Source organism: Alkalihalobacterium sp. TH-98 (genome assembly GCF_057473385.1).
Genome location: NZ_JBYCKM010000019.1, coordinates 1 through 10,389, shown reverse-complemented (window position 1 = coordinate 10,389; position 10,389 = coordinate 1). Strand labels below are relative to the sequence as shown.

The window sequence follows — 10,389 nt, the reverse complement described above, 5'->3', positions numbered from 1 at the left end:
CTAGAGAAGATCGAAAAAACGGTATTCAAAGAGCCTGTTGAAGCGCGAAATCTAAGAAGACTCGAAAAAACGGTGATCAAAGAGCCGGTTGAAGCCCGAAATCTAGAGAAGATCGAAAAAACGGTATTCAAAAAGCTTATGTCTAGATCTAGGTTATGGTATCAGTAAGAAAAGCCTGTAAAGAAAGTTGGAATGTCCTATGAATACAATTCTAGTAGTAGATGACGATGCACATATCCGCAAATTAATTAGATTATATCTTGAAAATAACAATTACTCGGTAATTGAAGCGTCAGATGGACGAGAAGCGTTAGATCTTTTAGCAGAGCAACAAGTGGAGTTAGCGATTGTAGATGTGATGATGCCGCATGTGGATGGAATTGAATTAACAGAAGATATTCGATCATTTCTAAATATCCCCATTTTGATGGTAACCGCAAAAGGAGAATCTCAAGATAAGGTCAGAGGATTTAAAGCAGGAACAGATGATTACTTAGTAAAGCCGTTTGATCCAGTAGAACTAATTCTGAGAGTCAATGCTCTCTTAAAACGTTACAATGCAAATTCAGAGAATATCATTAAGGTCGGATCTACGTTAATTGATCTAGAGCGACTTATTGTACAAGCTTCAGACGAAACCGTTTATTTAAAAAGGAAAGAATGTGAGTTGCTGTTTGAATTAGCGCGTTCGCCAGGTAAAATATTCACTCGTACTCAGTTGATAGAGAAAATTTGGGGGTATGACTACGATGGTGATGAAAGAACAGTCGATGTACATATTAAACGGCTAAGAGAACAAATAGGGTCTTTACCTGACTTAACGATAACTACAGTAAGAGGATTAGGTTATCGCTTGGAGGAGATTTAATTGTTAAAAATGAGTCTCTACTCACGAATTGTCGTAACGTTTATCAGTGTGGTCATCATTAGTTTATTTATTTCTTATTTGATCAATTCACTTTTTTTTCATCGTGAATTGTTTATAGAAGAGGAAGTTACAAAACATACGACAGGCGTTGCAGAACTTGTTGAACTTTCCCAAGTGGAAAAAATCCCTGAATTATTTGAGACGTTAAGCGAATTTAATTTTGAACTTATGCTTATAAATGAAGAGGGAGTTGTACATTCATTTGCTGAGCCATCTTTTATAATTGATCGAGAGACGGTTAGAACGGTCATGCAATCATCTAATAAGGAACCTCATTTTCTTCCAAAAAATGAAATGAACTCGACGACGAGGATTGTTGGTAAACCTGTTGAGATTGGTAATGAAAGACATGCGCTGTTTGTTCGAATTAATTTTGAGGAAGAATTGTTTGCGATTAAACGAGTGATCTTTTTTACACTGTTTCTCGTTCTGTTTATAGGAAGTTTATTAATTTTACTTGCTTCAAGATATTTCGTTAACCCAATAAAAAAATTAACGGATGCAGCTAAAGAAATGGCGACAGGAAATTTTTCGGTTCGATTAAAGAGCAAAAATAAAGATGAAGTAGGAGAATTAATTACGAGCTTTAATTACATGGCTTCGGAGTTAGGGAAAATTGATAAAATGCGAGAAGACTTCGTCAGTAACGTCTCTCACGAAATCCAATCTCCTCTTACTTCTATTCGTGGATTTACCAAAGCATTAAAAGACGACGTGATTCCTAAAGATCACCAAAAAGAATATTTAGATATCATCTACCAGGAAACCGAACGTCTATCTAGGCTGAGTGACAACTTGTTACGTCTAGCTTCTTTAGAATCCGAGCACCATCCGTATCATCCTGGAAAGTATAAGCTGGATGAACAAATTCGAAGAACAGTTCTTGCTACCGAACCGTTGTGGAAAAATAAAAATCTTAACATCCAGCTAGAGCTGGAGTCGCATCAAGTATTTGCGGATCAAGATTTATTTGAACAAGTTTGGTTAAATCTCATTACGAATGCAATCCGTTATACAGATGAAACCGGAATGATTGAAATTTCCTTGAAGGAGCAAGCAAATGAACTGATTGTCAGCATTAAGGATACAGGGAAAGGCATTCCGCAAGAAGCTGTTCCTCACTTGTTTGAACGTTTCTACAAAGTGGATAAAGCTAGAAGCAGTTCCGTAAAAGGAAATGGGCTTGGATTATCAATTGTTAAAAAAATCTTAGCTCTACATGGTTGTTCAATTCGTGTGGAAAGTGAAGAAGGGATTGGGTCAACGTTTATCGTCCGAATACCATTATTGGAAAATCAGTAAAGAATTAAAGGTAAAGGTGTGAAATTAATTTCACACCTTCATTTGTCTGTAAAGTACGTAATAAGATTAAAAGAATAGGTTCATATAATAGGTACATTAAATAGGTTTTTGAAAATTATTATCATTTTGGGGTCGTTGTATTAATAAATGAAGGCAACGAGAAAGAGGTGATTGCTATAAAGAGGAGAGGGTCTAAAAACGCTATCATAGTAGCTGTTTTATTAATTGTGATCTATGGTTTATACGCGTTTATTTCTGGGGTATTGGCTTTTAGGTTTCACCAACCGCACGAAAGTAACTATATGGATAACCTAAACGTTGATCGTTTTTATGGAGATGAGCATTCACAAGACAGGGTTGCGTTAGTGGAGGATCCTTTTGATGCTGGTCTTGCTCGTGTCCACCTCATCGAAAGTGCAAATCATAGCCTTGATATTTCTTATCATGTATTGCATGAAGGGAAAGCAAGTGAAGTGTTTTTTTCAAGTATTATTAGTGCAGCAGATCGGGGAGTTCAAGTTCGTGTTTTACTTGATGGGATGTTTCATAATTTAAGAGGATCGATGAAAGACATACTGTATGTATTTACGGATCATCCTAACATCCAGCTTAAATTTTATGAACCAATTGATCTTTCACGGCCTTGGACTTGGAATAATAGACTCCATGACAAATTAATCATTATCGATAAAAAGTATGCAATGATTGGCGGTCGAAATATAGGAGATAAATACTTTGCACCAGAAGGTTATGAAGGAGCATCAAATGATCGAGATGTCGTGATCATTAACACGAATGAAGACCTATTTAATGAAAGTGTTATTTCTCAAATGAAGGACTACTTTGATGATGTTTGGGATCATGAATTTTCTAAAGTTCCGTTAAATAAATTATCAAAAAGACAAGAAGTGGCGGCTAAAGAAAAGTTAAATCTACTACGACAGTTCCCTAAGACTTTTTATAGCACTTATCCAGAATTTATTCAAAAGGATATAAATTGGCTCGAACAATCCTTTCCTACCAATCAAATTACATTCATTTATAACCCGATTAGCCGTATGAATAAAGAGCCATGGGTATGGTATGAGTTAACAAGCTTAATGGAACATGCAGAAAAGTCGATCTTAATACAAAGTCCGTATATTATCCCTAATCACGATATGATGAACCATTTAAATAAAGGTAATGTTACTGCCGATGAAATCCTCATCTTAACGAATTCCTTAGCTGCAACCTCAAATATTATCGCTTACTCAGGCTATATGAAATCGCGAGAAGATATTGCAGCCCATTCGACTGTTGATTTATACGAATTCCAGAGCTCCACTAGACAGTTGCATATGAAGTCATTTTTATTTGACAACCGGATCAGTGTCGTGGGTTCGTTTAATTTTGATCCGCGAAGTACATTCCTTAGCACGGAATCTATGGTCGTGATTGATAGTGTTGAGTTTGCTTCAGCTTTACAGGACGAAGTTGAAACAGTACTGACTGAGCAGAGTTTAGTAGTAGGTTCTAATGGTTCTTATGATCAAAGTTCACACGTTGTAGCAGAGGATGTTTCATTTTTAAAAGCAACAATTACAAAAATGCTATCTATTCCTATGCGTTTTTTTCAATATATGTTGTAATAGTATAGGAGAAACTATTGTAGTTGGGGTGAGGCTAGTGAACATCAATAATATTGTTGTTGTAAGTCCAATGCATAATGAGATTAAAACGCTTATAAATAATAGAAACTTAACGTATAATTTTCGTTTCTTGCCTGAAGAAAAAGTGGCCACAGGTGATTTAGAGTGGGCCGATGCATTTGTCGCATTTAATACAAAAAAGGATTATGACTATAGTCAAGTTCAGTGGGTTCATTCACTTGGTGCAGGTGTGGATCGATTTTTATTTAAGAAAAAGTGGCCTGAAAGTGTTCTATTAACACGGACGGTTTGTTCATTCGGTCAACGAATTGCTGAATATTGTTTAAGCTATATTTTAAAAGATGTACAATTCCACGATTCGTTTCAACAGCTGCAAATAAACAAAACGTGGGAACCGATTACGCCTCGGTTACTGAGTGAACAAAAAGTGATGATATTTGGAACAGGAGAAATTGGTCAAAAAACTGCTGAAGTCCTATCAACATTTGGGATAGAGGTTTATGGTGTATCACTAAGCGGAAAAAAGAAAGCCTATTTTAGAGAGGTTCTGCCTTTTGGTTCCCATGAAAAGCGTTTAGGTGAAGTTAACTATGTTATTAATACATTACCGTTAACTGAGAAAACAGAGAAGGTGTTTGATCGTCAAATTTTTAATACCTTATCTAACGCAGGGTTTATTAATGTTGGCAGGGGCGCATCAGTCGATGAAGAAGCATTGCTTGAAGCGCTTGACCGAAAGTACGTGAGATTTGCGGTACTTGATGTTTTTACTGTAGAACCACTCCCGCAAGAACATGTATTGTGGGGCCATCCAAGTGTAACGATCACACCACATATTTCAGCAGTGACAACACCTGATGAAGGTGTCGATTGCTTTGTTGATACGATACGGAACATTGAAGCAGGCAATTCCCTTCGTAATCAAGTCGATATTAGTAAAGGATTTTAATTAAAGCTTGGGAAAATCAACTTTAACAATAGCAAAAAACAGCCCTCATTACCGACCTTGTCGGTATGAGGGCTGTTTTTCTTGGATTTTAAATGTGGATAGGTGAGTATGTCAACTTTATTGTCTCTAGAAGGTTTGTTTTACATGACCAAAAGGATTATAAGATCCCGCTTATCGTCTCCACCGCAGTTTGAACCATATCACTTGTTACTTCACGATGAGTGACAAAACGGATAATCCCGTCATCGAAAGGAACAGCTAGAATGCCTGCGTCTTTTAGTTTACTTAAGAATTGGTCGTTGGATAAGCCTGTTTCTTTAATATTACAAAGAATGATATTCGTTTCTACTTCTTCTACACTGACTTGAAGTTGAGGAATGGTAGATAACCCTTCTGCTAACAGCTGAGCATTGGCATGGTCTTCTGCTAGACGATCAATCATTTTTTCTAATGCGATAATGCCTGGAGCTGCAATTACACCTGCTTGGCGTAAACCACCGCCAAGGCGTTTTCTCCATTTTCTTGCTTCATTAATAAAAGATTGACTACCTGCTAAGATGGAACCAACCGGTGCTGATAACCCTTTCGATAAGCATACTTGAACGGTATCGACATGCTGTGTTAACTCGGAAACGGGTACACCTAATGCTACCGCGGCATTAAAAAGTCTAGCGCCATCAAGATGGACTGGTACTTCTTTTTCTCTAGCAATCTCATAAATTTCTTTCATCGTTTGAAGAGGTACAACTTTTCCACCTGCTTTGTTATGTGTGTTTTCCAAACAAATTAAACCTGAGTAAGGATAATGAATATCTTCTCCTCTAATCGCTTTTTTTACATCTAACGGGTCCATCGCTCCCCGCACACCTTGAATTGGTCTCGTTTGTACACCAGCAAGTGCAGAAGAAGCACCACCTTCATATAAAAAGATGTGAGATTCAGCCTCTAAAATCACCTCATCACCTGGACGGCAATGCGTTAAAACGGCGACTTGGTTTCCTTGTGTACCGCTAGTAACAAATAATGCAGCTTCTTTACCTAGTATTTTAGCGGCTAATGCTTCTAGACGATTAATGGTAGGGTCTTCACCATAGACGTCATCACCAACTTCAGCAGTTAACATCGCTTCTCGCATTTCTTCTGTTGGTTTGGTTACCGTATCACTTCGAAAATCAATAAAAGTCATTTTTTTCTCTCTCCTATGATGTGTTTTATGTCCATTATACAGGATAAAGGTGTTGTCGTTAATTTTTGTGCTATTTCCAATCGTATCTGTATGACTGCATTTAAATATGGAAAAAATATCAAAAAAGTAAAAAAGGAGTACCTATGAACATCATTGAATTAGAAAACGTTGAAAAGGAGTATGCCCAGCGAAAGGCAGTTAGCGGGATTAGTTTAAGTATAAAAGAAGGAGAAGTATTTGGAATCCTCGGACCAAACGGGGCGGGGAAAACGACAACTTTACTAATGCTTAGTGCACAACTCCAACCTACGAGCGGAGTTGTGTGGTTTAATCATATGGACTTAACAAAAAACATGAAAAAGGTGAAGTCATTTGTCGGTGTTGTTCCACAAGATATTACTTTGTATAGTGAACTCAGTGGCTTTGATAACTTATTCTTTTTTGGATCCTTATATGGAATAAAACGTAAAGAATTAAAAAAACGTGTTCATTCGCTTTTAGATTTAACAGGGCTTAGTGACCGTGCTAGCGAACCTATCTCTCAGTATTCAGGTGGAATGAAGAGAAGAATAAATATCGCTGCAGCACTCTTGCATGACCCTAAAGTCGTTTTAATGGATGAACCTACCGTTGGAATAGACCCACAATCTCGAATTAAAATATATGAGCTCATTGAAATGCTAAAAAAAGAAGGGAAAACAGTCATTTATACAACTCATTATATGGAGGAAGCGACCTCACTTTGCGATAGAGTAGCGATCATTGATCACGGAAATCTATTAATGGTAGATAAAATAGCTAATTTAATCGATACTGTTTCCGCGGGTGTTGTTGAATTTCAATTGCAGTCTCGAGACCAGTTAGAGCTAGCGGTCCACTACATAGGAACACTGCCGTTTGTAAGAGAGGTTGAAACAAGTGAATTAAAAGTAATGGTAGTTGTAACGACGAACATCCAAGAAGCGATCGCAATGTTAATGAATGGACTTAGAGCTAAGAACATCGTTATTGATGATTTAGTCATTATGCCACCCAATTTGGAAACCGTATTTTTACGATTAACTGGAAAAGCGCTGAGAGACTAATTGGAGGAACAAACCATGTTGTTTTTAGCAATTACGAGAAAAGATTTAAAAATATTATTACAAGATCGTGGAGCTGTCGTTGTATTGTTTTTACTTCCAATCATGTTTATTAGTATTATGAGCTTTGCGTTAATGCCTATGTATAATCTAGGTGGGAAAGATGTTGAGGTGCTTGTGGTGAACGATGACTCGCGTGAAGCCTCTAATCGCTTTGTAGAAACATTGAATAAGGTAGATGGACTTACCGTCGTTTCTAAATTTGAGGGACAAAAATTAACAGAAGAACAGGCACGGTCTCTTGTATTAGATGGAAAATATCCACTTTCGATCATTATCCCTAGTCAATTCAGTCAAGCATTGAGCCAGCAGGAACCTATTGCCATTACGACTTATCAAGATGCAGCTCAACGAAGTTCAACTTCTGTACTAGAGAAAGCGATTGAAGGTGTTACTCAATCCTTTTCAATGCAATACACCATTAATCGTATGGTCGACAACCAATTGGAAGTTGTTAATGAAAAACTAAATAATGAGTTAGCAAAAATGGAGGAGAAATACGAACAACAGTATGAGCAACTGTTAAACAGCATGAGTGTGGGTTTGTTTTCTCTTGAAACGATTGAAAGTTCAACAATAGACGGTGATATTGAAAGAAATTCCTTAATACTAGATGGGATGAAGGACGAATTGAAGATAGAAGCACAAGAAGCCTTTAATAACCCCAATATAACGGTTCATTCTTTGACAGGAGCACAACGACACTCATCCCAACCTGATCCATTTCAACAAAATGTACCTGGTTATACCGTTATGTTTGCATTTTTTATAGTCACTTTTGCTGGAAGGTCATTCTTAAATGAGAAAAGATCAGGAACGTTACAAAGGATTTTATCAGCCCCTGTTTCTGGTTGGAATTTACTGATAGGTAAATGGGTTCCGTTTTACTTGATAGGCCTTACTCAAGTTGCGATCCTTTTCGGTTTCGGTCATTTTGTTTTTGGGATGTCGCTAGGAAGTTCGATATTCGCGTTACTTCTTATTAGTTTAGCATTAGTGTGGGTTAGTTCATCTTTAGGGATGCTAATCGCCTCTCTCGTTCAGACTGAATCGCAAATTACAGGTTGGTCTGTGATGGTCATTTTGACGATGGCAGCACTCGGTGGAACAATGGTCCCATTATTCGTGATGCCAGACTTAATGCAACAAATTGCTTTTATTACACCCCACGCATGGGCATTGACAGCTTATCAAGATATATTAGTCCGAGAACTTAGCTGGACAGATATTATAAATAATTTAATCGTTCTTGGAGGTTTTGGGGCAGTATTTATGTTGATTTCAATTTGGAGAATGAGAACCTATATTTCAGGGGAGCGATACTCTAGTAAGCAAAAGATAATCACTAGAAAGGTATTAGTTGAAAAGGACTCTTAAAAATAGTATCTACTCTATTTTATTAATGCAGTGCGATGGTGAGTTACGTTCATTCGCACCTTCTTTATATGTAAGTTAAGAATGATGTTCATTTATAGAAAAAAAGGTAACGCATAAACAACTTATCTAAGCAAAAACTATCTTTGGAAAATGGAGGTGAACGATATGGAAAGTAATCAATACGGTGTTCATGAAATCATCGATCTTCGCGAATTAAGTAATTTTAAGTGGGCTTGTCTCACTCAGGCAAAAGCACGGGTCGAAACGGTAGAAAATCCGGAGCTTAAACAATTAATAGAACAAAGCATCCAACAAGGGACAATGACCGTTAATAAAATGAAAGAACTTTTAAGTACGGCATCAACTCAAATGAATCAGTAAAATGAATCAGTAAAAGGAGGGAAAAGAATTGGAAAAGCAATTAAGTGTTTCTGATCATACCATCGCTACAGATATGTTGTTTGAGACAAAAACAGCAATCAAAGATTTTGCGGCCGCTATTACGGAATCCACATCATCAGAAATTCGTACATTTTTAGTAGAAGAATTAAGAACAGCCATTACTGAACACGAACAAATCTATGGCTTTTTACAAGACCGAGGCATATACGATGCGTACAATGTACTTCAACAACTTGAAAAGGATGTTGCGTACGCAAGCAGAGCTTTAGAACAATAAGTTATCAATAGAAAATTTTATATATTAAAGAGTAAACATGTTAGGAAGTGAGGTGTTTCAGGTGAACCCAAACCTAGGTGTACATGAATCGTTAGAACTACATGAACTAGTAACATTTAAAAGTCTTTGTCTAACAAAGGCAACAATTATGCAGGCACTTGTTACTGATCCAGATTTAAAAGATATTATGCAGCAAGATGTACAGATGACCTCAAGACATATTGAAGAATTAAAAACTCATTTAACATAAGGGTTGGTGATGAAGAGTGAACCAATTTATTGAAAAACTAACAGGAATGGCACCATTAACAGACCAAGTAATAGCGACAGATATTCTCGTGGCGGCAAAATCAGAAATTAAAAACTATGCATTAGCAATTACTGAAGCAGCTACACCTGAAGTTCGAAATACATTAGTCCATCATTTGGAGGATGCGATTTTGTTTCATGAAAAAATATCTACTTATATGATCAATAACGGTTACTATAATCCGAATGATATGTCCAAACAGTTAAAAGTTGATTTGCAAACGGCTGAAAAAGCATTGAAATTGGCTAATGATTAACATTTAAGGCTTAACCTGTAAATGAACGTGATTGCTGGCGCTAATGTTATACTTAGCGTTTCATCAATGAGTAATGGGAAAGCGCCGGTATCAAGAAAGTACCTCATATAATAGTAAGGAAAACTAAGAAAAACAAATTACCAATTATTTCATAGTAATAAATGGTTGTAATTTATTATTTTATTTGATATATTATTTCTTGTCGCTTTTGCGAGTGACTAACAAATCAAAGCCAACAAGGTTAATGATTAGTTTTGGAAATTTAAATTAACTGTTGCTTTTATCAAAGTTTATTGATATATTTAATCTTATCGCTTTGTAAAAACAAACAAAACTTTTTACCAATAATTGTTCATTGATGAAAAGGAATAAGCGTGATAAGATAAGTATCCAGTCGTTAATACGACACAAAAGTTCTTTGAAAACTGAACAAAAAGCCAAGCGAAATAAATGAGATACATGATATCTCGTCAATTAACTTCATTATATATGAAGTTGTCACTACGGTGACAAATGAGCTATATCAAACACTTTTATGGAGAGTTTGATCCTGGCTCAGGACGAACGCTGGCGGCGTGCCTAATACATGCAAGTCGAGCGGACCTCAT

The 10,389-nt window shown here is 36.6% G+C and carries 11 protein-coding genes and 1 rRNA gene; 11 read left to right on the top strand and 1 reads right to left on the bottom strand.

Going from position 1 to position 10,389, the window contains the following annotated elements; genetic code table 11:
- The first annotated feature begins 199 nt into the window (after positions 1 to 199).
- The 4 genes from AC2VNP_RS07780 (at position 200) to AC2VNP_RS07765 (ending at position 4,831) form a co-directional block, all read left to right on the top strand.
- The gene (locus tag AC2VNP_RS07780) at positions 200 to 868 is read left to right on the top strand and encodes a response regulator transcription factor (protein ID WP_486916777.1); all 669 of its coding nucleotides are present in this window, start codon (positions 200 to 202) and stop codon (positions 866 to 868) included.
- 9 nt (positions 869 to 877) lie between these two features.
- Positions 878 to 2,230, top strand: a complete 1,353-nt coding sequence (locus tag AC2VNP_RS07775) for a sensor histidine kinase (protein ID WP_486916778.1) — start codon at positions 878 to 880, stop codon at positions 2,228 to 2,230.
- 302 nt (positions 2,231 to 2,532) lie between these two features.
- Positions 2,533 to 3,861 carry a phospholipase D-like domain-containing protein gene (locus AC2VNP_RS07770; protein WP_486916776.1) on the top strand — a complete coding sequence of 443 codons (1,329 nt, stop codon included), beginning with the start codon at positions 2,533 to 2,535 and terminating at the stop codon, positions 3,859 to 3,861.
- Positions 3,862 to 3,898: 37 nt separating this feature from the next.
- Positions 3,899 to 4,831, top strand: a complete 933-nt coding sequence (locus tag AC2VNP_RS07765) for a D-2-hydroxyacid dehydrogenase (RefSeq protein ID WP_486916775.1) — start codon at positions 3,899 to 3,901, stop codon at positions 4,829 to 4,831.
- Positions 4,832 to 4,988: 157 nt separating this feature from the next.
- Here AC2VNP_RS07765 and ltaE read toward each other — a convergent pair whose 3' ends face one another.
- Entirely contained in the window at positions 4,989 to 6,017 is a 1,029-nt protein-coding gene (gene ltaE / locus AC2VNP_RS07760; RefSeq protein ID WP_486916774.1) for a low-specificity L-threonine aldolase, read from the bottom strand.
- 143 nt (positions 6,018 to 6,160) lie between these two features.
- Between ltaE and AC2VNP_RS07755 the strand changes: the two genes are divergently transcribed.
- From AC2VNP_RS07755 to AC2VNP_RS07725, 7 genes are all read left to right on the top strand, one after another.
- Positions 6,161 to 7,102, top strand: coding sequence for an ABC transporter ATP-binding protein (locus AC2VNP_RS07755; RefSeq protein ID WP_486916773.1), 942 nt, complete (start codon positions 6,161 to 6,163; stop codon positions 7,100 to 7,102).
- Positions 7,103 to 7,117: 15 nt separating this feature from the next.
- Positions 7,118 to 8,536, top strand: a complete 1,419-nt coding sequence (locus AC2VNP_RS07750) for an ABC transporter permease (protein ID WP_486916772.1) — start codon at positions 7,118 to 7,120, stop codon at positions 8,534 to 8,536.
- A 165-nt stretch (positions 8,537 to 8,701) separates the two neighbouring features.
- Positions 8,702 to 8,917: a hypothetical protein gene (locus tag AC2VNP_RS07745; RefSeq protein ID WP_486916771.1), complete on the top strand. Its 216-nt coding sequence runs from the start codon at positions 8,702 to 8,704 to the stop codon at positions 8,915 to 8,917.
- Positions 8,918 to 8,945: 28 nt separating this feature from the next.
- A complete protein-coding gene (locus AC2VNP_RS07740; protein WP_486916770.1) occupies positions 8,946 to 9,215 on the top strand; it encodes a spore coat protein in 270 nt (89 codons plus the stop codon).
- 61 nt (positions 9,216 to 9,276) lie between these two features.
- Positions 9,277 to 9,465, top strand: coding sequence for a hypothetical protein (locus tag AC2VNP_RS07735; RefSeq protein ID WP_486916769.1), 189 nt, complete (start codon positions 9,277 to 9,279; stop codon positions 9,463 to 9,465).
- A gap of 16 nt (positions 9,466 to 9,481) precedes the next feature.
- Entirely contained in the window at positions 9,482 to 9,781 is a 300-nt protein-coding gene (locus AC2VNP_RS07730; RefSeq protein WP_486916768.1) for a spore coat protein, read from the top strand.
- Between the two features lie 532 nt (positions 9,782 to 10,313).
- A 16S ribosomal RNA gene (locus AC2VNP_RS07725) occupies positions 10,314 to 10,389 on the top strand; the annotation flags it as partial.

What these genes read in the sequence shown, in the direction of transcription:
- AC2VNP_RS07745 (WP_486916771.1), top strand. Translation starts at nt 8,702, where the DNA reads ATGGAAAGTAATCAATACGGTGTTCATGAAATCATCGATCTTCGCGAA.
- AC2VNP_RS07770 (WP_486916776.1), top strand. Translation starts at nt 2,533, where the DNA reads ATGGATAACCTAAACGTTGATCGTTTTTATGGAGATGAGCATTCACAA.
- AC2VNP_RS07755 (WP_486916773.1), top strand. Translation starts at nt 6,161, where the DNA reads ATGAACATCATTGAATTAGAAAACGTTGAAAAGGAGTATGCCCAGCGA.
- AC2VNP_RS07780 (WP_486916777.1), top strand. Translation starts at nt 200, where the DNA reads ATGAATACAATTCTAGTAGTAGATGACGATGCACATATCCGCAAATTA.
- ltaE (WP_486916774.1), bottom strand. Translation starts at nt 6,017, where the DNA reads ATGACTTTTATTGATTTTCGAAGTGATACGGTAACCAAACCAACAGAA.
- AC2VNP_RS07750 (WP_486916772.1), top strand. Translation starts at nt 7,118, where the DNA reads ATGTTGTTTTTAGCAATTACGAGAAAAGATTTAAAAATATTATTACAA.
- AC2VNP_RS07775 (WP_486916778.1), top strand. Translation starts at nt 878, where the DNA reads ATGAGTCTCTACTCACGAATTGTCGTAACGTTTATCAGTGTGGTCATC.